The sequence below is a fragment of the Solicola gregarius genome (genome assembly GCF_025790165.1).
In the GTDB taxonomy this organism is placed as follows: domain Bacteria; phylum Actinomycetota; class Actinomycetes; order Propionibacteriales; family Nocardioidaceae; genus Solicola; species Solicola gregarius.
Genome location: NZ_CP094970.1, coordinates 3,746,241 through 3,770,265, shown reverse-complemented (window position 1 = coordinate 3,770,265; position 24,025 = coordinate 3,746,241). Strand labels below are relative to the sequence as shown.

The 24,025-nt window shown below is 68.6% G+C and carries 26 protein-coding genes; 11 read left to right on the top strand and 15 right to left on the bottom strand.

All coding sequences use genetic code 11. From position 1 onward, the window contains the following. Positions 1–88 precede the first annotated feature (88 nt). From L0C25_RS18510 to L0C25_RS18495, 4 genes are all read left to right on the top strand, one after another. Entirely contained in the window at positions 89–1,489 is a 1,401-nt protein-coding gene (locus L0C25_RS18510; protein WP_271633218.1) for a serine hydrolase domain-containing protein, read from the top strand. Between the two features lie 68 nt (positions 1,490–1,557). Beyond that, on the top strand, positions 1,558–2,046 hold the full coding sequence (locus tag L0C25_RS18505) for a GtrA family protein (RefSeq protein ID WP_271633217.1): 489 nt from the start codon (positions 1,558–1,560) through the stop codon (positions 2,044–2,046). Beyond that, positions 2,043–2,951 (top strand): SGNH/GDSL hydrolase family protein, encoded by a 909-nt coding sequence (locus L0C25_RS18500; RefSeq protein ID WP_271633216.1) that lies wholly within the window; start codon positions 2,043–2,045, stop codon positions 2,949–2,951. The genes L0C25_RS18505 and L0C25_RS18500 overlap by 4 nt, the downstream gene beginning before the upstream one ends. A gap of 111 nt (positions 2,952–3,062) precedes the next feature. Beyond that, complete coding sequence (locus L0C25_RS18495; protein WP_271633215.1) at positions 3,063–3,722, top strand: permease prefix domain 1-containing protein; 660 nt, start codon at positions 3,063–3,065, stop codon at positions 3,720–3,722. 4 nt (positions 3,723–3,726) lie between these two features. On the opposite strand, the gene L0C25_RS18490 is transcribed toward L0C25_RS18495, so the two are convergent. Next, positions 3,727–4,053: a PadR family transcriptional regulator gene (locus L0C25_RS18490; RefSeq protein ID WP_271633214.1), complete on the bottom strand. Its 327-nt coding sequence runs from the start codon at positions 4,051–4,053 to the stop codon at positions 3,727–3,729. Between the two features lie 228 nt (positions 4,054–4,281). Here L0C25_RS18490 and L0C25_RS18485 point away from each other — a divergent pair, with 228 nt between their 5' ends. Beyond that, positions 4,282–5,259 (top strand): SGNH/GDSL hydrolase family protein, encoded by a 978-nt coding sequence (locus L0C25_RS18485; RefSeq protein ID WP_271633213.1) that lies wholly within the window; start codon positions 4,282–4,284, stop codon positions 5,257–5,259. A 103-nt stretch (positions 5,260–5,362) separates the two neighbouring features. Here the strand turns inward: L0C25_RS18485 and L0C25_RS18480 are convergent, their stop codons facing one another. Next, on the bottom strand, positions 5,363–6,307 hold the full coding sequence (locus tag L0C25_RS18480) for a bifunctional riboflavin kinase/FAD synthetase (RefSeq protein WP_271633212.1): 945 nt from the start codon (positions 6,305–6,307) through the stop codon (positions 5,363–5,365). Positions 6,308–6,436: 129 nt separating this feature from the next. On the opposite strand from L0C25_RS18480, the gene L0C25_RS18475 reads away from it, so the two are divergent. From L0C25_RS18475 to L0C25_RS18465, 3 genes are read left to right on the top strand one after another with little or no spacing between them, the layout of a single operon-like run. Then, positions 6,437–6,856 carry a hypothetical protein gene (locus L0C25_RS18475; RefSeq protein WP_271633211.1) on the top strand — a complete coding sequence of 140 codons (420 nt, stop codon included), beginning with the start codon at positions 6,437–6,439 and terminating at the stop codon, positions 6,854–6,856. 59 nt (positions 6,857–6,915) lie between these two features. Then, complete coding sequence (locus tag L0C25_RS18470; RefSeq protein WP_271633210.1) at positions 6,916–8,349, top strand: sensor histidine kinase; 1,434 nt, start codon at positions 6,916–6,918, stop codon at positions 8,347–8,349. Continuing rightward, on the top strand, positions 8,346–9,014 hold the full coding sequence (locus L0C25_RS18465) for a response regulator transcription factor (RefSeq protein WP_271633209.1): 669 nt from the start codon (positions 8,346–8,348) through the stop codon (positions 9,012–9,014). Before L0C25_RS18470 ends, L0C25_RS18465 begins: the two co-directional genes overlap by 4 nt. 76 nt (positions 9,015–9,090) lie before the next feature. Here the strand turns inward: L0C25_RS18465 and L0C25_RS18460 are convergent, their stop codons facing one another. From L0C25_RS18460 to rbfA, 5 genes are all read right to left on the bottom strand, one after another. Next, the gene (locus L0C25_RS18460; protein ID WP_271633208.1) at positions 9,091–9,978 is read right to left on the bottom strand and encodes a serine/threonine-protein kinase; all 888 of its coding nucleotides are present in this window, start codon (positions 9,976–9,978) and stop codon (positions 9,091–9,093) included. 80 nt (positions 9,979–10,058) lie between these two features. Then, positions 10,059–10,496, bottom strand: coding sequence for a hypothetical protein (locus tag L0C25_RS18455; RefSeq protein ID WP_271633207.1), 438 nt, complete (start codon positions 10,494–10,496; stop codon positions 10,059–10,061). 105 nt (positions 10,497–10,601) lie between these two features. Then, positions 10,602–11,789, bottom strand: coding sequence for a phospholipase D-like domain-containing protein (locus L0C25_RS18450; protein ID WP_271636860.1), 1,188 nt, complete (start codon positions 11,787–11,789; stop codon positions 10,602–10,604). Between the two features lie 111 nt (positions 11,790–11,900). Next, positions 11,901–12,770, bottom strand: a complete 870-nt coding sequence (truB, locus tag L0C25_RS18445) for a tRNA pseudouridine(55) synthase TruB (protein ID WP_271633206.1) — start codon at positions 12,768–12,770, stop codon at positions 11,901–11,903. A gap of 21 nt (positions 12,771–12,791) precedes the next feature. Continuing rightward, positions 12,792–13,226 (bottom strand): 30S ribosome-binding factor RbfA, encoded by a 435-nt coding sequence (gene rbfA / locus L0C25_RS18440; protein ID WP_271633205.1) that lies wholly within the window; start codon positions 13,224–13,226, stop codon positions 12,792–12,794. Between the two features lie 407 nt (positions 13,227–13,633). Between rbfA and L0C25_RS18435 the strand changes: the two genes are divergently transcribed. Next, on the top strand, positions 13,634–15,277 hold the full coding sequence (locus tag L0C25_RS18435) for a calcium-binding protein (RefSeq protein WP_271633204.1): 1,644 nt from the start codon (positions 13,634–13,636) through the stop codon (positions 15,275–15,277). 105 nt (positions 15,278–15,382) lie between these two features. Here L0C25_RS18435 and infB read toward each other — a convergent pair whose 3' ends face one another. The 4 genes from infB to rimP form a co-directional block, all read right to left on the bottom strand. Then, positions 15,383–18,310 carry a translation initiation factor IF-2 gene (infB, locus tag L0C25_RS18430; protein ID WP_271633203.1) on the bottom strand — a complete coding sequence of 976 codons (2,928 nt, stop codon included), beginning with the start codon at positions 18,308–18,310 and terminating at the stop codon, positions 15,383–15,385. A gap of 92 nt (positions 18,311–18,402) precedes the next feature. Next, a complete protein-coding gene (locus L0C25_RS24265; protein ID WP_408641710.1) occupies positions 18,403–18,699 on the bottom strand; it encodes a YlxR family protein in 297 nt (98 codons plus the stop codon). Between the two features lie 179 nt (positions 18,700–18,878). Then, on the bottom strand, positions 18,879–19,862 hold the full coding sequence (nusA, locus tag L0C25_RS18425; protein WP_271633202.1) for a transcription termination factor NusA: 984 nt from the start codon (positions 19,860–19,862) through the stop codon (positions 18,879–18,881). Between the two features lie 4 nt (positions 19,863–19,866). After that, positions 19,867–20,343: a ribosome maturation factor RimP gene (rimP, locus tag L0C25_RS18420; RefSeq protein ID WP_271633201.1), complete on the bottom strand. Its 477-nt coding sequence runs from the start codon at positions 20,341–20,343 to the stop codon at positions 19,867–19,869. A gap of 111 nt (positions 20,344–20,454) precedes the next feature. Between rimP and L0C25_RS18415 the strand changes: the two genes are divergently transcribed. Together L0C25_RS18415 and L0C25_RS18410 are read left to right on the top strand one after the other, a co-directional pair. Then, positions 20,455–20,970 (top strand): hypothetical protein, encoded by a 516-nt coding sequence (locus L0C25_RS18415; protein ID WP_271633200.1) that lies wholly within the window; start codon positions 20,455–20,457, stop codon positions 20,968–20,970. Then, positions 20,967–21,395 (top strand): ferritin-like domain-containing protein, encoded by a 429-nt coding sequence (locus L0C25_RS18410; protein WP_271633199.1) that lies wholly within the window; start codon positions 20,967–20,969, stop codon positions 21,393–21,395. Before L0C25_RS18415 ends, L0C25_RS18410 begins: the two co-directional genes overlap by 4 nt. Before the next feature lie 16 nt (positions 21,396–21,411). Here the strand turns inward: L0C25_RS18410 and L0C25_RS18405 are convergent, their stop codons facing one another. The 4 genes from L0C25_RS18405 to L0C25_RS18390 all read right to left on the bottom strand — a co-directional run bounded on the left by L0C25_RS18405 (position 21,412) and on the right by L0C25_RS18390 (position 23,964). Continuing rightward, positions 21,412–22,293, bottom strand: coding sequence for an Rv0361 family membrane protein (locus tag L0C25_RS18405; protein ID WP_271633198.1), 882 nt, complete (start codon positions 22,291–22,293; stop codon positions 21,412–21,414). A 21-nt stretch (positions 22,294–22,314) separates the two neighbouring features. After that, positions 22,315–23,082, bottom strand: a complete 768-nt coding sequence (locus L0C25_RS18400; RefSeq protein WP_271633197.1) for a hypothetical protein — start codon at positions 23,080–23,082, stop codon at positions 22,315–22,317. A 179-nt stretch (positions 23,083–23,261) separates the two neighbouring features. Continuing rightward, positions 23,262–23,873, bottom strand: a complete 612-nt coding sequence (locus tag L0C25_RS18395) for an HAD family hydrolase (RefSeq protein WP_271633196.1) — start codon at positions 23,871–23,873, stop codon at positions 23,262–23,264. Further along, entirely contained in the window at positions 23,794–23,964 is a 171-nt protein-coding gene (locus L0C25_RS18390) for an HAD family hydrolase (protein WP_271633195.1), read from the bottom strand. Before L0C25_RS18390 ends, L0C25_RS18395 begins: the two co-directional genes overlap by 80 nt. Positions 23,965–24,025 lie beyond the last annotated feature (61 nt).

Here is a 24,025-nt window from a genome sequence, read left to right as displayed (position 1 = left end):
GAGCGCGTTCGCGCCCTAATCGGCCGCGCGCGAGACGACGGGGCTAGCCTGAGCCGCCCCGCCCGATCCGACGACGGCACGAGGAACCATGACGAACGATCGACCGACCGTGCCCGATCCGCTCGTCGCCGCTGCGGCGATGGCGTACTACGACCGCTGGCTCGACTTCCGGCAAGGCTACCTGCGGGTGCCCGGCGTGCAGGCTGCCGTGTTCATAGACGACGCGATAGCGCTGTCCACGGCGCACGGATCGGCCGACGTCGAGCGCGCGACACCGCTGACGACCGACTCGCTGTTCCGGATCGCGTCCCATTCCAAGACGTTCACGAGCACCGCCGTCTTCCAGCTAGCGGAGCAGGGCCGGTTGCGGCTCGACGACCGCGCCGGTGACTGGTTGAGCGATCTGGGCTCGTCGCCGCTCGCCGACGCGACGCTGCGCGAGCTGCTCACCCACGCAGCGGGTATCGTCCGCGACAGCGCGGACGGCGACTTCTGGCAGCTGTGGCAGGCGTTCCCCGACCGTGACCAGCTGCGCTCGATCGTACGATCGGCCGACTCCTCGATCCTCGAGCGCAATGAGCGCTTCAAGTACTCCAACATCGGGTACGGCCTGCTCGGACTCGTGCTCGAGGCCGCGAGCGGTCGGTCGTATGACGAGCTCCTGCGCGCGACGATCATCGAGCGGCTGGGGCTGCGAAACACGGGCACCGAGCTCGAGTCTCGGCGCGCCGACGACTACGCCACCGGATACAGCGCTCTGTCGTACGCCGACCATCGAGTGCCGATCGAGCATGTCGACACCCGCGCGCTCGCGTCGGCAACCGGCTTCTACGCAACGGCTTCCGACCTCGTCACGTACTTCTCCGCGCACTTCGCAGGCGACGACCGGCTGCTCAGCGACCAGTCGAAGCGACAAATGCGGCATCCGGTGTGGGAAACCGGCAAGGCCGGGCGGCGGTACGCGCACGGGCTCGCGATCGTGACGGTCGGCGATCGGACCATGGTCGGCCATGGCGGCGGCTATCCCGGGCACATCACCACCTCGGTCGCCGATCCGGACGGACGCATCGCCGTTTCGGTGCTGACCAACGCGATCGACGGACCCTCCGAGACGCTTGCGCACGCCGGCGTACGGCTGATCGACCTCGCCGCGTCCGCCGAGCCCGATCGCAGCGGCGCGGATCTCGAGCGGTTCACCGGCAGGTTCGCGACGCTGTGGGGCGTCTTCGACATCGCTGCGCTCGGCGGGCGGCTCTACCTGATCCGGCTGACCGACGCAGACCCGGCCGAGGACAACGCCCGGCTCGAGGTCGTCGACGACTCCACCCTGCGCATCGTCGAGGCGTCGGGCTTCTCGTCGTACGGCGAGAAGATCCACTTCGAGTTCGACGGCGCCGGCAAGGTAGCGAGTATGCGCGGCCCGAACGCGGCGACCGCAACGCCCCTCGACGGCTACACACTCCCCGAGGTCGTGCGCGCGCCGCGCTGAGGCTCGACACGATCCCGGTGCCGAGGGGCGGGCCGAGCATTGCGTACGCTCTTCCCACGATGGTAGAAGTGGATGTTGGTGTCCGAGACCGCCGGAGGCTTCCAGAGGGGCTCCGCTTCGCGGTTATCGGCCTGCTCTCGACCGGCATCACCATCGCCGTCTTCAACCTGCTGGTGCACACCGGCGAACAGCCGGTCCTACTGGAGCGCCCGATCGAGGCGTACGTCATCGCGATGGCCGTCGGCACGATCATCAGCTTCGCCGGCAACCGCTGGTGGGTCTTCGACGCCGGCGACTCACCGTACTGGTTCGGCGAGTTCGTCCGGTTCGCGCTCGTCAACGTCGCGGCCACGGCCCTCCCGTCGCTGTGCCTCGCGACGTCGCGGTACGTACTCGATCTGCAGTCCGTGATGGCCGACAACATCTCGGCGAACCTCGTCGGGCTGCTGCTCGCGACCATCGCCCGATACTGGGCGTACAAGATTCTCGTCTTCGGGACGAGAGGCCAGGCCGGCGCGTATGGTGACGCCGACCCCGAGAAGGAGCCGTCCGCATGATTCGTCCGTCCCTCCGCAAGCTCGGCGCGCTCGGCGTCGGCCTGTTGGTCGCCACCGTCCCGCTCTCCGCCACCAGCACTGCCGCCGACCGGCCGGGCCCGTCGACGAGGGCGCCCGCGTACGGCGAGTACGTCGCCATGGGCGACTCGTACACCGCCGGGCCGCTGATTCCGAAGATGCGCGACGACCCCGCGGGATGCCTGCGCTCGACCCACAACTACCCCGCCCGGCTCGCGAAGTACCTCGACGTCGGCTCGTACGTCGACGTGAGCTGCTCGGGTGCGCGCTCGACCCACCTCCGCAAGCCGCAGTCCATCAGCGGTGGAGAGAACGCACCCCAGCTCGACGCCCTGAGCGCCGACACCGAGCTCGTCACACTCGGCATCGGGGGCAATGACTTCGGCCTGTTCGGATCCCTGCTGGCCAAGTGCCCCGAGCTCGCGAAGAAGAACCCCGACGGCGCACCGTGTAAGAAGTGGTTCGGGCGGAGCGGGGTCGACGTCAAGAAGCGGGCTGCGGAGCGCGTACGCCCTCGCATCGACCGCGCGCTTGCCGATATCCGCGAACGCTCACCACAGGCCGACATCGTGGTGGTCGGCTACTTGCGGATCCTTCCCGTCGACGGCGACTACTGCCGCAAGCTCGTCCCCTTCGCGAAGGGCGACTACCGCTGGGGCAACAGCATCGAGCGGGCGCTCAACACGTCGCTGCGTACGGCAGCCAAGGACGCCGGTGCCAAGTACGTGGGGATGTATCCCGCCTCGCGGGGTCATACCGCATGTGACGGCAAGCGGGCGTGGGTCAACGGCCAGTACATCAACATCAACAAGGCGGCCTCGTACCACCCGTTCGGCAAGGGAATGCGCGGTATCGCCCGGCAGGCGTACTGGACGATCACCGACTAGTCGAAGGCCGCTCGGCGTTCGCGTTCGTGCCGTCCGAGATGCCCCTGACTCGCGCCCTGAGATCCGGGGAATCCGGTTGTCGGTTGCACACCGGCCAGGGACGATGGGGCGGTGGGTGCCCTCGATTCGTACGTCTCGGAGCTCGACGCCGCGCTGCGCGGTCCACGGCATGCGAAGCGCGACCTCGTACGGGAAGCGCACGACCACCTCGTCGACGCGACCGAGGCGTACGAGGCCGACGGCGCGCTCCGAGCCGAGGCGGAGCTGCGAGCGGTACGCGAGTTCGGCTCGGTGCGCACGGTGGTCCCTCAGTACCAGGCGATCCTGTCGGCCGGCCAGAGCCGACGGATCGGGATGTGGATGCTTGCCGCGGTCATCGCCCAGCCGTTCGCCTGGGACATCTGGGCCTCGTTGCCGGACGGGCAGACCGTCGACCGCACCGGGTGGCTGTTCCATCGACTCGACGACTACGTCGAGCTGATCGGCATCGCCGCCATGGCGTTCGCGGTGCTCACGGTCGTCGGCTGCGGGATCGGCGCCCGCTACCTCGGCGTACGCGACTGGGTGCTTCGCCTCGCGCTCACCAGCGTGATCGTCTCGAGCTCGCTGATCGTCGTCATGTCGGCGGCGATGCTCGTCATCGGCGGCGAGCCCACCCTGGTCGGTGCGGCGTACACGGCGACCGTCGCGTGGGCACCGATGTCGCTGCTCGCGCTCGCCGGCATCGACGCACTGCGGGGCCTCGACTCAGCGCGCCGAGCGGCGGCATAGGTATCTAGCCCTTCGCGGGTCGCAGGACCGCCTCGACGACCGCGGACAGCCGCTGCCACGACTCCCGCTCGGCGCTGAGCGACCGGCGGCCCGCCGCGGTGAGTCGGTACGTACGCCGCTTGCGGCCGCCGACGGTGCTCCACTCGCTGCGCAGCAGCTTCGCCTTCTCCAACCGGCGGAGCGCCGGGTACAGCGTGCCGGTCGCCATCTCGAGCTCGCCCTCGCTGGTGCGGGCGATCCGCTCCGAGATCGCGTAGCCGTGCAGCGGCTCGTCCTCGACACTCGCGAGGATCAGCGCGTCGATCTGCCCACGGAGGGCGTCGGCTTTCACGCCGTCAGCGTACGCGGAACCGTCATGCGTAGACAAACCATATGTGCCGTGTTTACATATAGTTTCGGAGCAGGCGGTCGCTTGTCATGCTGGGGGGTGACAAGTGTCCGGCCGCCGTCATCACCGAATTTGGACATCCGCCCAAAAAGTTTCCCCGTACATCTTGTCGGGCCCGGTTACCCGCTGGTAGTTTCCGAGCACCGACCACCGTCATGAGGGAGATCACAGATGCTTCGGGTGCCCATTGCCGCCGCGCTCGTCGGGCTGCTCGCCGCCGTCGCCGGTACGACGAGCGCGCAGGCCGGCCAACCGGACGACGGGAGCCGCCGCGCGCACTACGACGACTACGTCGCGCTCGGCGACTCCTTCACCTCCGGACCGTTGATCCACCCGATCCGTCTGGATCGGCCGCTCGGTTGCGTCGTGTCCGCCCGAAACTACCCGGCCCTGCTCGCTGCCCAGCTCGACGTCGAGACGTACACCGACGTCAGCTGCGGCGGCGCTCGCTCGAGCAACCTGTGGAAGCCGCAGGAGACCCCGCTGGGCACGAACGCGCGCCAGCTCGACGCGCTGAGCAAGGACACCGATCTCGTCACGCTCGGCATGGGCGGCAACGACTTCGGCCTGTTCGGCAGCCTGATCTCGGACTGCACTGAGGTACGCGACCAGAATCCGACGGGCTCGCCCTGCAAGAACAAGTTCACTGAGAACGGCGTCGACACCAAGCTCCGTGACGCGAAGCGTATCCGCGGCCACATCGCCCGCAGCGTGCGCGCGATCCACAAACGCGCGCCGAGCGCCGAGGTCGCGGTCGTCGGGTACGTGCGGATCCTGCCGCCGATCGGAACCTGCGATGCGGTTCCCTTCGCCGACGGCGACTACGCATGGGGCGACAAGCTGGAGCGCCGGCTGAACAAGTCGCTGCGGCTGGGCGCCGAGCGCAACGGCGCCACGTACATCAACATGTACCCCGCGTCGATCGGGCATGACGCCTGCGGCAGCGGTGTCGCCTGGGTGAACGGCTCGAAGATCGACCTGCTCCGGGCGATGAGCTTCCATCCGTTCGCCAAGGGCATGGTGGGCATCGCCGGCGAGACGTACCGGCAGCTGACCGGCAGGACCGCCCCGCGCGTCAAGCCGTTCGACACCGGCGCCGCGACCGCGGGCAAGCGCGAGGCGAAGCGGTTCGCTGAGCTTCTGCACTAACCACACAAGCTGAGGAGAGAGTTCTGGCCCTGTGAGGAGAGATTACGTGCCCTCGTGCGAGGGCACGTAATCTCTCCTCACAGGGCCAGAACTCTCTCCTCAGCTACGGGGCGGTGACCTCTGCCAGCAGGCGGCGTACGTCCGCGACGTCGCGATGCATCTGCTCGATCAACGCCTCGCGTCCATCGAACGTCACCTGACCGCGTACGCGATCGGCGAAGATCGCCTCGACGTGCACGCCGTACAGCTCGAGGTCGTCGCGGTCGAGTACGTACGACTCGACCCGGCGGTCGGCGCCGTCGAAGGTCGGGTTGGTGCCGACGCTGATCGCCGCCGGCAACGCATCCGTCTCGTCGGCGACGCGCAGCCAGCCCGCGTACACGCCGTCGGCCGGCACGGCGACCGAGCTCGACGCCGGGATGTTCGCCGTCGGGAAACCGAGCTCGCGTCCCCGCTTGTCGCCCTCGACGACGACACCGTCGACCGCGTGATACCGGTCGAGCGCATGGGCCGCGGCGGCGACGTCACCGGCCGCGACGAGCGAGCGGATGTACGTCGATGACCACGGCTGGGATTCTCCGTCGAGCGCGAGCCCTTCGACCGCGAAGCCCTTCGCGGCACCCTGCTCACGGAGGAAGGCGACGTCTCCAGAGGCCCTCGCGCCGAAGCGGAAGTTCTCGCCGACCACGACGGCGACCGTCCGGAGAGCCTTCACGATCACCCGGTCGACGAACTCCTCGGGAGACCACCGCGACATGTCCGTGTCGAACGGCAGCACGAGCACCTGATCGGCACCCGCACCCTCCAGCAGGCGTACGCGCGCGTCGATGCTGGTCAACCGCGCGGGCGCCTTCGGCGGCGCGATCACCTGCATGGGATGCGGGTCGAACGTCACGGCGACCACATCGTCGGCCAGGCCGTCGGCGACCTCGCGTGCGCGGGCCAGCACGTGCCGGTGTCCGAGGTGGACTCCGTCGAAGTTTCCGATCGACACCACGCTGGGCCGGTCGCCGAGGTCGACGTCCTCGATCGAGCGCCACACCGTCACGCGCGTATCTCCTCTCGAATCGCCGGGGGTTGCGGTCACAACTCTCCCACGCCTGGGTTGTCGGCGAACATGAGAGGCTTCTCATCTGGGTCTCATCGGAGAATGACGTTGACCTGACAGGTTGGATCCATGCCCGCAGTACGCAAGATCCTCGCCGCCGCCGCGATCATCGCGGTCGCGGCCGTCGGTGGGTTCGCGCTCGCCCGGGGCGTCTCAACCGACGGACCGGACCCGAAGATCGACGGCCCCGTCGTCGTACGCCCGGCCAACGACTCCGACGACCGGCAGCCACCCGACGATCGTTCGGGCGGGTCCGGTAAGGACGCAAAGCCAGGCGAGAAGAAGAAGGGCGACGACCGAGACGACAAGGGTGGGGACCGCGATGACAACTCGGGTCCCGGAAGCGGCGGCGGTGACGGCGGCGACGATCGAGACGACGACCTGACACCGGTACACCCCTCCCCCGGCACGTTCGACGACGATGACGACGGCGATGACGATGACGGGGACGACCGGGATGGCGGGGACGACGACGGTGGCGACGACTGAGCCCGCATCGTCGGGCAACGCGATACGGTCGCAGCAGATCGCCGATCCTCGAGGGGCCGATGACCACGTTCACGACGTTGACGGTGCGTGCGCGCATCACGATCGTCGTCGCGCTGCTCACCGCGCTCGCCCTCGTACTCGCCGGGGTCTCCGCGTACGTCGTTGAGATGCGACGGCTCGACCGCGAGGTCACCGCGTCGATGGAGCAGGAGGTCGAGGAGTTCAACACCCTGGCCGATCGAGGCGAGGATCCGGCGACGGGTAAGCGATTCACCAGCATCTACCGGCTGATGGAGACGTTCATGTCGCGCAACGTGCCGGAGGCGAACGAGATGATCTTCGCGACGCTGTCCGGCCACAAGGGGCGCTACCTCGGCGGTCCCGGCCTTCGCGACGAGGCCAAGCCGTTCGGCGAGCGCGAGGAGTTCAAGCGCACGGTTGCAGATCTGAGCGCGACCGGCGGTGGCACCACGACGATCGACAGCCCGCTCGGTAAGGCGATCGTCGTCGTCCAGCCGGCAACGGACAACAACGAGAGCGGCGCGTTCGTCGTCGTGCACCTGATCGAGCGCCAGCGCGACGAGCTGTACGACGTGATGCGGACGTTCGGCATCGTCGCCGGCATCTCGTGGCTGATCGTGACGCTGATCGCGTTCGTCCTCACCGGGCGGCTGCTGCGGCCCGTACGCCGGATGCAGACCACGGCGCAACAGATCGCACAGGGCGACCTGTCGCGGCGGATGGAGGTCAGCGGCAACAACGACCTCACCGAGCTGACCCGCACGGTCAACGACATGCTCGACCGGATCGAGTGGGCGTTCCAGACCCAACGACAGCTGCTCGACGACGCCGGCCACGAGCTGCGTACGCCGCTGACCGTCCTGCAGGGACACCTCGAGATCGCCGATCCCGGCGATGCCGCGGAGATCGAGCAGACCCGCGAGCTGCTGCTCGACGAGATCGCCCGCATGACCCGGCTGGTCGAGGACATCCTGATGCTCGCGAAGTCGCAGCGACCCGATTTCGTCCAGCCGAGCGATGTCGACCTGAACGTACTCGTCGGCACGGTGCTCGAGAAGTGTCGCGCGCTCGGCGAGCGTACGTGGAAGATCGACGCCTGCCCGGAGGCCTCAGTACGTATCGACGGGCAGCGCATCACCCAAGCCCTGCTGCAGCTTGCGCACAACGCCGTGCGCCACACCGAGCACGGCGACCTGATCGCGATCGGCGCCCGGTTGCGCGACGGTCGTGCGGAGTTCTGGGTTCGCGATACCGGCCCGGGCATCGCGCCGGAGGATCGCGGCCACATCTTCCACCGGTTCCGCCGCGGCAGCGATACGACCCGAGACGAGGGCTTCGGCCTCGGGCTGTCGATCGTGTCGGCGATCGCCGAGGCGCACGGCGGGTACGTACAGCTCGACGACCCGCCCATCGGGGCCACGCTGCGGATCGTCGTACCCGTTGGCGACGCTCACGTACGAGGAGAGGCATGAGTCGGATACTGATCGTCGAGGACGAGCCGCGGATCGCGTCCTTCCTGGCCAAGGGGCTCAACGCGGACGGGTTCACCACGACCGTCGCCGCGGACGGCGTCACGGGGCTCGACTACGCGCTGACCGGCGAGTTCGACCTCGTCGTGCTCGACATCGGGTTGCCCGGGATGGACGGGTACGAGGTGCTGCGGCGGCTGCAGTCGGAGCGGGCGAGCCTCCCCGTCGTCGTCCTGACCGCACGCGACTCGGTGACCGACACCGTCGCCGCGCTCGAGGGCGGAGCGGCCGACTACATGTCGAAGCCGTTCCGCTTCGACGAGCTGCGCGCCCGCGTACGCCTGCGGCTGCGGCAGACGAGCGCATCGGCCCCGGTGGAGGACGAGCTGACCGCCGGCGAGATCCGGCTGGACCTGCGTACACGCGAGGTGACCGTCGACGCCGAACCCGTCGAGCTGTCGGCGCGGGAGTTCAAGCTGGCCGAGGTGTTCCTGCGCAACCCGGGCCAGGTGCTGTCGCGCGAGCAGTTGCTGTCGCATGTCTGGGGTTACGACTTCGACCCGGGCTCCAACGTCGTCGACGTGTACGTCGGCTACCTGCGCAAGAAGCTGGGCAGCGACGCGATCGTGACGGTCCGCGGGATGGGCTACCGCCTCGACCAACGGTGAGGAGAGAGTTCTGGCCCTGTGAGGAGAGAGTTTCGGTGCACCGAAACTCTCTCCTCACAGGGCCAGAACTCTCTCCTCACCGTTGGAGGGAGATCTTGAAGCCGGAGAGGCGCGCCTTGGGCATGGCGGCCATCAGCGGTTCGAGCGCCTCGGCGAACACCTGCGGCGTCGGACGCTGCGCGGGGTCGGGGTCGAGACAGGGCAGGATGAGCTTGGCGACGGCGCCGTCGACTGTGTCGGGGAAGTCGTACGGATCGTCGACCAGCTGCGGAAACCGCTCCTCGACCGAGGCGTTCTCATCGGTCGAGCCGATGTCGAACGCACGGTAGCCCGCTGCCGCATGGAACAGCGTGGTGCCGAGGCCCCACATGTCGGAGGCGAAGCCGGGCGTGCCCGACGTCGGCGGGTCGCACTGCTCCGGCGCCATGTACTCGTCGGTGCCGATCGGGTACGTGAGCTCGGCGGCGGCCTGTTCCGAGCGCGCAACGCTCAGGTCGATCAGCCGCGCCGGTGCGCCCATGATGACGTTGCTCGGCTTGATGTCCAGATGGATGACGTCGCGCCCGCGCAGGTAGTGCAGCGCCGACGCGATCTCCAGCCCGAGGGGCAGCAGCTGCTGCACCGGCAGTCGACCGTGCTTGCGGATCAGCGAGGACAGCCGCGGGCCATCGATGTTCTCGAGCGCGACGTACGGCCGCTCGTAGTCCGCGTCGGCGTGGAAGTAGCGCACCACGGCCGGGTGCTCGAGCCGGTCGAGAGCGGCGATCTCGCGCCGCAGCCCGCGCAGCGTCGACTCGTTGTCGACCTGGTCGGGCCGCACCACCTTGACGACCACGGGCGCGAAAAGCACCTCGTCGAATGCGAGGTACGCCTCGTACGCCTCACCGCCGCCGAGCAGCTTCTGCGCGATCAGGTCCGGCACGATCTGGTCGCCGGGCGCGAAGCCCCATTCGCTGTCGCTCATCGAGTGTCTCCTGTCATACGTACGAACCAGATCGGGTGAGGGCTCCGAGGGGACGGGCCCCCACCCGACAACGATGGCCGTCAGCGGCGGGTGTCGTTGCGGCTGCGGTCGTTGGTGTGGTTCGCGCTCCAGTCGCGCTTCTTCTTACCCGCACCGTCGCGGGTCCAGTCGCGAGTCTTGTCGTTACGGCTCGCCTCGCCGTCGCGGCTGACGCGGCTCTTGCGGCTGTTGGTCTTGTCGCGGCTCTTCGCGCTGTTCCGCGAGTGCTTGGTGCCGTTGGAGTTCTTCGAGCGGGTGTTCTTCGAGTTCTTCGTGTTCGTGTCCCGGGACACGTCGCGTGCGCCGTCGTCATCGTCGTCATCGTCGTCGGCGACGAACACCACCGAGGTGTTGTCGTCGTCGCGCTTGGCGTACGCGCTGTCGTCGGCGTTCGAGCTCGTCGCGACGCCCGTGACGAGCGCTCCCGCGCCGACCGCGGCGGCTACCCCAACGATCCCTGTTCGGATGAGCTTGTTCATGGGTTTCCCTTTCGCTTCGTCGATTACGCGTACAACGATGCGTTCCGGGGGTGAGACGGCCATGAGCCATCCATGAGACGGCTCTTATCTTCGGGGTGACCTCGGTTACAGCAACGGGCGCAACGGCGCGAGCACGCTCTCGCTGAACTTCGCCGCGATCGCCCGGCGGTCCCATTCCTCGATCGGCAGGCGCCGCGCATTGGAGCTGTCGGCGAAGAACACCTTCTCCATCTGCGCCGCGAGACCCTCGTCGAAGACCTCGACATTGATCTCGTAGTTGCCGGTCAGGCTCAGCCGGTCGATGTTCGCCGTGCCGATCGTCGTCCACTTGCCGTCGATCGTCGCGGTCTTCGCGTGCACCATCGCGTTCTCGTACAGCCAGATGGAGATTCCGCCGCGCAACAGGGTCGAGTAGAAGCCCCGCGACATCCAGTCGGCGACGACGTGGTTCGACGTCTCGGGTACGAGCACACGGACGTCGACACCGCGACGGGCGGCGGCGAGCAGCGCGTGCAGGATCTCGCGGTCGGGGATGAAGTACGCCTGGGTGATGTAGATGTGCTCCCGCGCGCGGTCGATCGCCTCGAGATACATACCGCGGATCGGGAACACCAGCAGCCCCGGCACGTTGCGGTGCGTGCGGATACGCGGCTCCCACGTACGCGCTCCCTCGTCGGCAAGCAGTGGCATGGCGTCGGCGCGCTGCATGTTCCAGAAGTCCACGAACGCGTTCTCGAAGTCCCACGCCGACGGCCCGTGGAACTTGATGTGGGTGTCGCGCCAGTCGGTCGCGTACGTGCTGCCGATGTTGTAGCCGCCGACGTACGCCGTCTCGCCGTCGACGACGAGGATCTTGCGGTGGTCGCGCCCGGACTTGCGGACGTTGAGCATCAGCAGCCCGGGGCGGAACAACGGGTATCGCAGCACGTGGATCGCGGACGGGAACCGCAGGAACGACCGTGGCACGACGAGGTTCGCGAACCCGTCGTACACGACGTACACCTCGACACCGCGTTCGGACGCCTCGACCAGCGCATCCTTGAACTCGCGGCCGAGCTCGTCGCCCTTCCAGATGTACGACTCGAACAGGATCCGTCGCTTCGCGCCGCGGATCGCGTCGAGCATGTCGGCGTACAGGTCTTCGCCGTAGGTGAACGTGGTCGCTGCGGAGTCGCCGACGGGCATCTCCGCCGGCGCCGTACGCGGGAACTTCACCTTCCGCGGCCGGATGCGCTTACGCCAGTTGTCGATGCCGATCAGGGAGATGATGATCGCCACCTGGGTGACGAACATCGCTATCAACCCGCGTTTGAGAGCCTGGCGAAGCGCGCGTACTGCGACGCGCCTTCGCGACTCGTGACCCGATGCCATGGGCTAAATCTACGTTAGATCGTGGTGCCGCCTTCACCCGAACACGGCAACGGCCTTGGCGATCTCGCCCCGCTGCTCGTAGAGGGCGAGGAATGCGCCGTCGGGCCCGAACATCGCGACGGGTGCCTCACCGGGCAGGCGCGTGTCGTGCAGCGGACGCCCGTGGCGCACCATCCGAGCGGACTCCTCGTCGAGCGTCACGACCTCGAATGCGCTCCGTGCTGCAGCGCCGATGTCGAGCACGGCGAAGTCGTCGGCGAGCCCCTCGAGGGTACGCGCGGTGTCGAGTCCGAATGGACCGACGCGGGTACGCCGCAGCGCCGTCAGATGAGCGCCGACGCCCAGGACACTGCCGATGTCGCGGGCGAGCGCGCGGACGTACGTGCCGCTCGAGCACGCCACGGCGACGTCGACGTCGAGGTACGGCGGTGCAGATCGCGCATCGACGATCTCGAGCCGGTTGATGTGCACGGTGCGCGCCTGCAGCTCGACCGCCTCACCCGCTCGGGCACGGGCGTACGCGCGTTTGCCGTCGACCTTGATCGCCGAGACCGTCGACGGGACCTGCTCGATGGTGCCGCGGAGCTTCGGCAGCACCGACTCGACGTCGGCGCGGCCCAGGTGCGTCGCGTCGCCTCCGCCACTGGCCTCGCCCTCGGCATCGTCGGTGTTCGTCGACGCCCCGAGCCGGATCGTCGCGGCGTACTCCTTCTCGGTCAGCATCAGGTGACCGAGCAGGCGCGTCGCGCGGTCGACGCCGAGCACGAGGACACCCGTGGCCATCGGGTCGAGGGTGCCGGCGTGGCCGACCTTGCGGGTACCGGCGAGCCGGCGTACCCGCCCGACGACGTCGTGTGACGTCCAGCCCGGTGGCTTGTCGACGATGACGAGGCCGTCGCTCATGATGGGGTCTCGCCGCCGCGGTCAGGCGTCGTCGGTCTCGTCGTCGTGCTTCTTGTACGGGTCTGCGTCGCCCGCGTACGTAGCCGAGGCTGCTCGTCGGGCCACCTCCGCATCGGACTGCTTCGCCTGGGTGAGCAGGTCCTCGATCTGGCGGGCGTTCTCCGGTACGCCGTCGAGGATGAACTCGATCGACGGCGTATGGCGGATGCCGAGCTGCTTGCCGACCTCGGAGCGGATCAGGCCGGTGGCGCTGGCGAGGGCAGCCGCGGTTCCGTCGATCTCGTCCGCGCCGCCGAGGACCGAGTAGAAAACCGTGGCATGCTGCGAGTCGCCGGTGACTCGTACGTCGGTGACCGTGGCGAACCCGAGACGCGGATCCTTGACACGGCGCTCGAGCATGTCAGCGACGACGACCTTGATGCGGTCGGCGATCTTGCGTACGCGCGGCGAACTCATGGCGTGTCCTCTGGGAGCGTGGTGAATCGAAGGTGAACCGTCCGCCATTCTAGTGCCCCGCGTTCGGCGTGGCGACCGCGTTCGAGGCGCCGCAAGGTTGGCGGCACCGTACGCCCGTAACGCACAGTAACGGCGACCAGAACAGGTCCGACCGACCCTTGCGATCCCGTGACTTTCGCTACCGGCCACCACGACGAATCAGCGAATCGAGGTCGCGTGCATCGCATCGGGTCAACCTGCGCACGCATGGTTTCCGTGGCGTCGCCGATGGACGGCCCGGCAAGGACACGTACAGGGGTTTCGAGCGCGCACGACGCTGCTCGCCCTGATTCACGCGTACCTCGATTCGGCAGACGAGCGTACGCCGAGCAGGTAACGTGCGCCGCGAGCCAACCGATCGGGGGATCATGGATCAGGCATCGAAACCAATCATCCGGCGTACCGCTGCCATCGCGGGCGTGTTCGTCGTGGCCGTGCTCTGTACGCCTGCCGGATCGTCGACGGCGTCGCAGCCATCGTGTCATGGGCACCGCGCGACGATGGTCGGCACGGACCACAAGGACCGGATCACCGGCACCACAGGCCGCGACGTGATCGTCGGTCGTGGCGGAGCCGATCGCATCAATGCCAAGGGCGGAAACGATCTGGTGTGCGGCGGCGCGGGCCGCGACACGATCGCCGGCGGGCGCGGCAAGGACCTCCTCGACGGCCAGCTCGACGGCCGACACTGGGACGAGGGCTGGTTCTACGTCGGCGACGTCCTCGGCGGCGGCCCCGGCAGCGACCGCATCATCGGCGGGGACGGCCATACCGGAGATCACGCGACTTTCATCAACTCCCCACGCGGCATACACGTCGACATCCGCAAGGGCCGAGCGACCGGGCAGGGCAAGGACCGGCTGGTCGGCATCGAGAGCGTTTCCGGCTCCGACCACGCCGACTCGATCGTCGTGGAGACGCCGACTGCGGCGACGTTCGGTCGCGGCGGGGCAGACACCTTGACCGCCACCGGGTACGCATGGTCTCTGAGCGGCGGGCCCGGCGACGACCAGATCCGTCTCGAACGCGGTGGTGCAGCCGGCGGCGACGACGGCAACGACAGCATCGAGGCCGTCGGCAGACGCGGATCCGACCTCGACGGTGGCCCCGGCGACGATCGCATCGTCGGCGGCCCGGGCGACGACTTTGCCGCCCCCGGCGACGGTGTCGACACGGTGAGCACGCACGGGGGCGACGATTCGATCGAGGACGGTAACGGGGACGACAGTCTGCGGGGCGGACCGGGCAACGACTACATCGCGAATGCCCGTGGGAACGCGCGGCTCATGGGTGGTGCCGGCAATGACACGCTACGCGGGGGCGCCGGCGACGACGAGATCCTGGGCGGTGCAGGGTCCGACACCACGAACTACCTGCGCTACGGCCTTGGCGCGGTCAGGGTCGACCTGGCCGCGGGAACGTCGAGCGGTGGCCACGGTCACGACAACATCGAGGCGACCGAGAACATCACCGGTTCCCCGTACGACGACGTACTGCGCGGCGACGCAGGACCGAACGACGTTGACCCGGACGACGGCGACGACATTGTGCGTACGGTCGACGGTGACGACCGGATTCGGGAACTCTTCGGCACGGTCGACGTCGATGCCGGCCCAGGCGACGACGCCATCGCGTTCGACTATCGCGACGACAGCGTCCGCGGAAACCGGCTCGTCGGTGGCGCGGGTGCCGACACGTTCGATCTCGGCGGATCGTTCCTCGGCGGGGATGACCCGGCCGGTCTGGTCGTCGATCTGGATCAGGGCTTCGTACGTGCCCGCGGCACGATCGACCTGCTCGGCTTCGAGAACGTGATCGGCGGCTGGTCGGCATCGACGCTGATCGGCAACGACGCAGACAACCTTCTGCGCGGAGGTCCGCGTACAGACACCATCGAGGGTCGCGCCGGCGACGACCACCTCGACGGACGAGACGGTGCCGACACCGGCGATGGAGGCACCGGCGACGACACCTGCACGGCGTTCGAGACGGTCACGGCCTGCGAGAACTGACGGGATCCAAATGACCGAGCCCCCGTGAGCCGGACGTTTGGACGCGACACGCCAAGCGTGTCGCGTCCAAACGTCGGTCTCACGGGGCCTTGGCCCGGGCGAGCGTCAGTTACGCGGAATCTCCCGCATCTCGAAGCTCTCGATGATGTCGCCGACCTTGATGTCGTTGAACCCGCGCAGCGTCAGACCACACTCGAAGCCCTCGCGGACCTCGGAGGCGTCGTCCTTGAACCGCTTCAGGCTCGAGAGCTCGACGCTGTCCTTGACGACAGCGCCGTCGCGGAGCAGCCGTGCCTTGGCATTGCGTCGGATGACGCCCTCGGTGACCATGCAGCCGGCGATGTTGCCGATCTTCGAGGAGCGGAAGATCTCGCGGATCTCCGCCTGACCGAGCGCGGCCTCCTCGTACTCCGGCTTGAGCATGCCCTTGAGCGCTGCCTCGATCTCGTCGGTGGCCTGGTAGATCACCGAGTAGTAACGGATCTCGACGCCCTCCCGATCGGCAACCTCGGTCGCCTTGCCCTGCGGACGAACGTTGAAGCCGATGATGATCGCGTCCGACGCCGCCGCGAGCATGACGTTGGTCTCGGTGATCGCACCGACACCGCGGTCGATGACCCGCAGCTTCACGTCGTCGCCGACGTCGATCTTGCTGAGGGCCTCCTCGAGCGCCTCGACGGATCCGGAGCCGTCACCCTTGAGGATGAGCAGCAACTCGTCGGACTCGCCCTTCTCCATGCTGGACATGAAGTCCTCGAGCGTACGACGGCCGGTGCGCTGCGCGAGCATGGCATTGCGCTCGCGAGCCTCGCGCTTCTCGGCGATCTGCCGGGCGATCCGGTCGTCGGCCACCACCATGAAGTTGTCGCCGGCGCCGGGCACCGCCGTGAGGCCGAGGACGAGGACCGGTCGAGACGGCGTCGCGTGCTCGACGTTCTCGCCATGCTCGTCGAGCATGGCGCGGACTCGTCCGTACGCCGGGCCGACCACGACCGAGTCGCCGACGCTGAGGGTGCCGCGCTGGACGAGGACGGTCGCGACCGGGCCACGACCGCGGTCGAGGTGACCCTCGATCGTGGTGCCCTCGGCGTTCTGGACGGGGTTGGCGCGCAGGTCGAGTGCCGCATCGGCGGTCAGCACGATCGACTCGAGCAGGCTCTCGAGGCCGATCCCGCCCTTGGCGGAAACGTCGACGAACATCGTGTCGCCGCCGTACTCCTCGGGCACGAGACCGTACTCCGTCAGCTGGCCGCGCACCTTGCTCGGATCCGCCTCCGGCTTGTCGACCTTGTTGACGGCGACGACGATCGGTACGCCGGCGGCCTTGGCGTGGTTGAGCGCCTCGACCGTCTGCGGCATGACGCCGTCGTCGGCGGCAACGACGAGCACCGCGATGTCGGTTGCCTGTGCACCGCGTGCACGCATCGCCGTGAACGCCTCGTGACCCGGCGTGTCGATGAAGGTGATGCGCCGCTCGTTCTCGTCGACCTCGGTTGCGACCTGGTAGGCACCGATGTGCTGGGTGATGCCACCGGCCTCCTTGTCGACGACGTTGGCGTTACGCAACGCATCGAGGAGCTTGGTCTTACCGTGATCGACGTGACCCATGACGGTGACGACCGGCGGTCGGGGCGCCATGTCGTCGTCGCTGCCGGTGTCCTCGCCGAACTCCAGGTCGAACGACTCGAGCAGCTCGCGATCTTCGTCTTCGGGCGAGACGACCTGCACGTCGTAGTCGAGCTCCTCGCCCAACAGCTGCAGCGTCTCGTCGTTGACCGATTGCGTAGCGGTCACCATCTCGCCGAGGCCGAACAGCACCTGTACGAGCGATGCCGCATCGATGCCGGCCTTGTCTGCGAAGTCGGTCAGTGACGCACCGCGCGCCAGCCGGATCGTCTCGCCGTTGCCCTTGCGGACCCGCACGCCCCCGGTCGAGGGAGCCTGCATGTTGTCGAACTCTTGGCGCTTCGCGCGCTTGCTCTTGCGTCCGCGCCGGGCTGGGCCGCCGGGGCGACCGAACGCACCTTGCGTGCCACCGCGACCACCGCGGCCGCGACCACCGAAGCCCGGACGACCGCCCGCGGGCGCGCCGGGACGACCGGCACCGCCCGGTGCGCCGCCACCGCCACCGGAGCCACCACGACCACGACCGCCACCGGCACCACCGGGGCCGCCGCGACCGCGACCGCCGCCGGGGCCACCGGGCGAGCCCAGCGACTTCGACGGCTGCTTCGGCATCATCGCGGGGTTCGGCCGCGGCATGCCGCTGGGCCGATCGCCGCCACGACCGCCACCACTGCGCTCACCGCGGTCGGAACGGCCGCCACCGGCACCGTCACGTGCAGCCGGCGGCCGGGGAGGCATGTTGCCCGGGGACGGCCGACCGGGACGCTGCATGCCGTGCGTCGACGAGAACGGGTTGTTGCCCGGACGTACGGAACCGCCGCCGCGACCACTCGGGCCGGGTCGGGGAGCCGGACGCGGAGTGTCGCCAGGACGCGCCTCGGGAGTGCGATCCTCCGGCTCCGGCGGCTCGTCGGCCTCCGGCTCGGGGACGGCCGTCGGAGCTTCCGCCGCCGGCTCGGGTGCCGCGGCGGGCTTCTTGCGGGCCGGGCCGGGCGTCGGCGCCGGCGGCCTCGCTGCTGCGGGGCGCGGTTCCTCCGGGCTCGACTCGGCGGGGCTCGGCTCGGCCGGGCTCGGCGCCTCGACGCTCGCGGCGTCGGCCGGCGCCGTCTCTTCGGCGGCCGTTGGCGCGGCCTCGACGGGCTGCTCATCGGCCGGCGGGGTCGACTCGGTGGTCTTCGCCGCCGCCTTCTTGGTGGTCTTCTTGGCCGCGGACTTCTTCGCGGCCTTTGCGGCGCCCTGCTCGTGCAGCTTCTCGCCGTATTGCTCATTGAGGCGACGTACGACGGGCGCTTCCACCGTCGACGACGCCGAACGTACGAACTCGCCCATGTCACTCAGCGTCGACAGGACGACCTTGCTTTCGACTCCGAACTCCTTCGCGAGTTCGTAGACTCGGACCTTAGCCACTGCTCTCCTTCATGGTGCGGTCCGAGACACCGCAAAGGAGTCTCACACCGCTAGTAGACGTGCACGCTCATTTCGAGGAACTCATCGAGGGCTCATGAGCTGTTGCTCCGCTTTCCGTTCGGTGGTGCTTTGTCAGGGTTTCGTGCTTCGAGGTGGGCACGTACGGCGTCCGCATCGACCGGCGCCGCGATCCGCAGCGCGCGTCCGAATGCACGGCGACGCATCGCCTGCTCGAAACACTCGATCGTGGGATGCAGGTGCGCCCCACGACCTGTTGCCGAACCATCGAGATCGGGGACGAGGAGATGAACTGCCTCGTCGGTGATCGCGACGATCCTGATCAGGTCGGTGCGATCCGCTCGTTTCCGGCAACCGACGCACGTACGCACGGGCTGCGAGCGCGACGAACCGCCGGAGATCCGAGATCGAGGGGTACGCACCGCCGACCAGTCTAGCGGGTCGGCCACGCAAAGTCGCACCGGCTCCCGCTGTGGGGCGCGCGCACCCTTTGCGGAGTCGGTGCGGGATCGGTGGAAACCTAGTCCACCGATCCCACACCGACTCCGCGTCAGGTGGCCGGGGCCTGGCCCTCGGTATCGGAGTGGATGTCGATCCGCCAGCCCGTCAGCCGCGCGGCGAGCCGGGCGTTCTGACCCTCCTTGCCGATCGCGAGGGACAGCTGGAAGTCGGGTACGACCACCCTGGCGGCCTTTGCAACGGCGTCGACGATCGTCACGCTCTGGACCTGCGCCGGGGAGAGTGCCTGCCCGATGAACGTCTCGGGATCGTCGGCGAAGTCGACGATGTCGATCTTCTCACCGTGCAGCTCGCTCATGACGTTTCGCACCCGCTGGCCCATCGGACCGATGCAGGCACCCTTCGCGTTGACGCCGTCGGTGGTCGCGCGTACGGCCAGCTTCGTGCGGTGCCCCGCCTCGCGCGCGATCGCGCTGATCTCGACGGTGCCGTCGGCGATCTCGGGCGCCTCGAGCGCGAACAGCCGCTTCACGAGGTTCGGATGCGTACGCGACACCTGCACCTGTGGACCGCGCATGCCCTTGCGGACGCTCGTCACGATGCATTTGATCCGAGAGCCGTGCTCGTACTGCTCCCCCGGCACCCGCTCGGCCTCCGGCATCAGGGCTTCCAGCGACCCGAGATCCACGAGGACGTCGTCGGGGTTGCGTCCTTGCTGGATCACGCCCGAGACGAGGTCGCCCTCGCGCTCGGCGAACTCACCGAATCGCTGGTCGTCCTCCGCGTCGCGCAGGCGCTGCAGAATCACTTGCCGTGCGGTCGTCGCGGCGATCCGACCGAAGTCGTTGGGTGTGTCGTCGTACTCGGTGATCACCGAGCCGTCGGGGCCGCGCTCCTCGGCCAAGACGGTGACGTGACCGCTCTTGCGGTCGAGCTCGACCCGCGCGTGGGGATTCGCACCCTCCTCACGGTGGTACGCGACCAGCAGCGCCTGCTCGATCGCGCCGACGACGACGTCGAGCGAAAGGTCCTTTTCTCGCTCGAGCGCACGAAGCGCCGTCATATCGATGTCCACGACGTCAGCCTTCCTTTCGGTTCAGCTCGACGACGACCCGAGCCTTCTTCACGGCATCGTAGGCCAGAGCGTGCACACCGGTGGCCGTCTTGACCCGCGCGCCGCCGTCGGTGGCCTCGTCGGCGTCGACGATGCGTCCCTCGAACGCCTCGCCCTCGTCGGGCGTCACGCGGACGAGCCGGTCGACGTTGCGCCGCCAGTGCCTCGGCAGCGTGAGCGGGCGGTCGGTGCCGCGCGAGGTGACCTCGAGCGTGTACGGCTGCTCGCCCATCAGATCCGACGCGTCGAGCATCGTGGAGATCTCCTTGGTTGCGTCCGCGATGTCGTCGAGCGTCACACCGCCGTCCTGGTCGACCGCGACCCGCAGGACGCGTCGGCGACCGGCGGGGGTCAGCTCGACGGCCTCGAGGTCGAGCCCCAGCTCGGAGGTACGCGTCGCGAGCGCCTGCTCGAGGGCTTCGGGGACGGGAGCCTTGCTCACGATTGCCTCCTAGGTGTTCTGTTGTGGGCGCAAATCTCACCCTATACACCGGGCGCGAGTGGGGCGGATCACGCCGACGTACGTACGGAGCCGTCGGGTACCGTCTGTGCAGTGACAGCACGGGTTTCGCGGAGGTTGAGCCGCCGCGCCTTCCTCACGGTCGGCGGCCTCGCCGCGGCGACGCTCGCCGCCGGGTGCGGGGCGGTCGACGACCTGCTCGACGACGACTCCGGCTCGCCGTCGCCCGAGCAGTCAAAGTCGGCGGACGACCGGCTCATCGCGTCCGCGCTCGCCGACCAGGAACGGTTGCTCGCACGCTGCCTCGCCGTACGCGCGGCTCACCACTCGCTCCGTACGACCCTCGCCCCGATCGCCGACCACCATCGCGTGCATGTCGAGATCCTCGGTGGTGATCCGACCAAGCGGCGGGCGCGGATCAAGGTGCCGTCGTCCGAGCCCAAGGCGCTGGCGGCATTGCGCGACCTCGAGGACGCCGCCAGGACCCGACGTACGTCCGACGCCAACCGGGCCGCCTCGGGCGAGTTCGCTCGCGTACTGGCCGCGATCGCGGCATCGGAGGCGCAGCACGTCCAGGTGCTCGACCAGGCGATCGGTGGCGGGTCGTGAGCGCCGGCACCGTCGTGGAGGCCCTGCAGGACGCGCTCGCGGGCGAACACGCGGCGGTGTACGCGTACGGCGTGATCGGTGGCCGGCTCGACTACGGCACCCGCTACCAGGACCTCGCCACCGGCCTGTACGCCGACCATCGCGACCGCCGGGATGCGCTGACGCAGTACGTCGCCGACGCCGGCGCCGAACCGGTCGCCGCCGAGGCGGCGTACGAGCTGCCGGTCGCCGTCGAGTCCGACACGGACGCGCAGCGGCTCGGCCAGCAGCTCGAGGACCGCTGCTCGGTGCTGTACGCCGGCGTCGTCGCGACCGCGACCGGCGGGCCGAGGTCGTTCGCGGTCGAGGCGCTCGGCGGGTCGGCGCTCGCCGGGGTCGAGTGGGGTGCGCCTTCGACCGCGTTGCCCGGCGTCGAGCAACCGTGACCGGGCCGGCCGCGGCCTACTGGTAGTCCTCCAGGTCGGGCATCTCCATGGCCGACGTATCGGGTGTGAAGTCGTCGATCTTCCACTCACCGTCCTCTTGAACGAGCTGGACGTCGACCGGAACGGTCACCTCGTTGCCGTCGCCCATGACGTCGCCGGCCATCTCGACCGTCGCCGTCGCCTGGTCGCCGTTCTCCTGGACATCGGACACGGTGAACTCGAACTTCTCCAGCATGTCGGCCGACATGCCCTGCGCCTGGAAGTTCTCCGATGTGCACTCGGCGGTGCCGTACGTCGTCTGGAAGCTCTTGCTCGTCAGGTCGACGACCGCATCGCAGTCGAGGTCCTTGACGGCCCCGACGAACTCGTTGACGGTGTCCTCCGCACTCCCGCCCGACTCCTCGGCCGCGGGACCGTCACCGGACCCCTCGGTTGAGGAGTTCGCCGTGTCGTCGCTGCCGCCGTCACCGTCGTCGTCTGAGAGCAGGAAGAACCCACCGACCGCGAGCGCGATCACGACGAGTACGGCCACGCCGCCGATGATGAACGGTGTCTTGCTCCCGCCGCCACTGTGGCCGGGGCCGGGCTGCTGGTACTGGCCCGGTGGCTGCTGACCGTACTGCTGCTGACCGTAGGGCTGCTGACCGTACTGCTGCGGGGGTTGCTGACCGTAGGGCTGCTGACCGTACTGCTGCGGGGGTTGCTGACCGTAGGGCTGCTGACCGTACTGCTGCGGGGGTTGCTGACCGTAGGGCTGCTGGCCGTACTGCGGTGGCTGGCCGCCATAGGGAGGCTGGCCCTGAGGCGGTTGACCGCCTGGTGGGGGTTGCTGCCCGTACGGCGGCTGCTGCCCGTAGGGTCCGTTGCCGTAGCCCGGAGGCGGTTGTTGGTTGCTCATGGCTCAGTCCTCGTTGTCGAATCAGGCTTGTTCGGGTGCGAAGGAGTCGACGAGCCAGCCGTCGCCCTCCTTCGTCAGAGCGACCTTGATCTTGATGTCCTCGGAACCCTCGGGGCCACCGGAGAGCGTGATCGTACCGGTCGCTGCGTCGCCGTCCTCCTTGACATCGCCGGCCTCGACCTCGACCTCGTCGGATCCCCCGCTGATACCTTCGGAGAAGTTGCTGCCGCTGCAGTCCTCGATGTTCATCTCTTTGTGGAACGCATCGGTCGTGACGTCCTTGACCGCATCACAGTCGGTGTCGTTGATCGCGCTCACGAAGTTGTCCAGCGCTTCGTCGGCGCTCGAACCTGCACCTCCGCCACCGCGGAGCAGGAAGACCGCGGCGACGATCAGCACGACCACCAGCAACCCCGCGCCACCGAGGAGCAGCATCAGCTTGTTGCCGCTGCCCCCTGAGGGCCGGTCGCCGCTACTCATCTGCTCGTACAGCGTCTGATGCTGGGCCCACTGCGACGACTGGCCCGGCTGCGCATACGGGGGCTGTCCCTGCGGCGGCTGCTGGCCGTAGGGAGGCTGGCCTGGTGGAGGCGGCTGCTGGGCGTACGGTCCGGGCTGCTGGCCGTACGGCGGCTGGCCTTGCGGTGGCGGCTGCTGACCGTACGGTCCGGGCTGCTGGCCGTAGGGAGGCTGTCCCTGTGGAGGCGGCTGCTGACCGTAGGGTCCGGGCCGCTGGCCGTACGGGTCATTACCTCCGCCGTATCCGGGCGGGGGCTGCTGGTTGCTCATCTGCGTTCCTTCGCGCTAGTCGCTCGCCCACTTCGTGAAGACCACTCGTCCCTCACGGCCGCCACTACGCCCTCGCCGCTCATGGGTCCTCCGTCGACGGTCGCCCCGAGACGTCGCCGAGGCCCACCAGAGTCTAAGGGTGCGGCGGTCCAGTGGACGACAACCGTCACATCGTGGTTTCAGCGCGGCCGATTCCAGTGCTCGACCACGTTTGCTACCTCAGACAGACGCTGCACAACGGCATCGGGTTCACCGACCGCGTGGCCGAGTTGGTCGGCCGGGATGGTGCTGTGCGGGACGTGGATCGTACGCATGCCGACGGATGCGGCACCCCAGATGTCGTCGAACAGCCGATCGCCGACGAATGCGCAGGACGCGGCGGTGTCGGCCCCGATGGCGGCCATGGCCGCTTCGAAGGCCCGCGGGTCGGGCTTCGTCCAGTCGATCTCGCAGGTGTAGACGTCGCCGTCGATCAGGTGGTGCACGCCGTCGCGGGCGAAGATCTGCTCGTGCCAGGCGCGCGGCCAGACGGTATTGGACAGCACCCCGACCTTGATGCCGACCGCACGAAGCGACTCGAAGAGCGCACCGGCGTCCGGGTCGGTGACGGTCGAGGGCTCCCAGAACGCGCGGTACGCGGCAACCGCGTCGGCTGTGGCGGGGACGCCGGCGAGCGTGCAGATGTCGTCGAACGTCGCACTGCGGTGCTCATCACGCGCGCGCCCAGACCGACTGCGCCGCGTCGAGCAGCGCGGACGACGCCGACTCGACGTCGCCGGGCGCGACTGCACGGGCGACCGAACGCCACTCGTCGCGGTAGTCGATCTTCGCCCACGGCGTGAGGGTGCCACCCCAGTCGAATATCACCGCATCGATTTCCATGCCCCGCAGTCTTTCGTAACGTGCGGACAGTTGGCGAGCCAGTATTGCCGTCGTACCGATT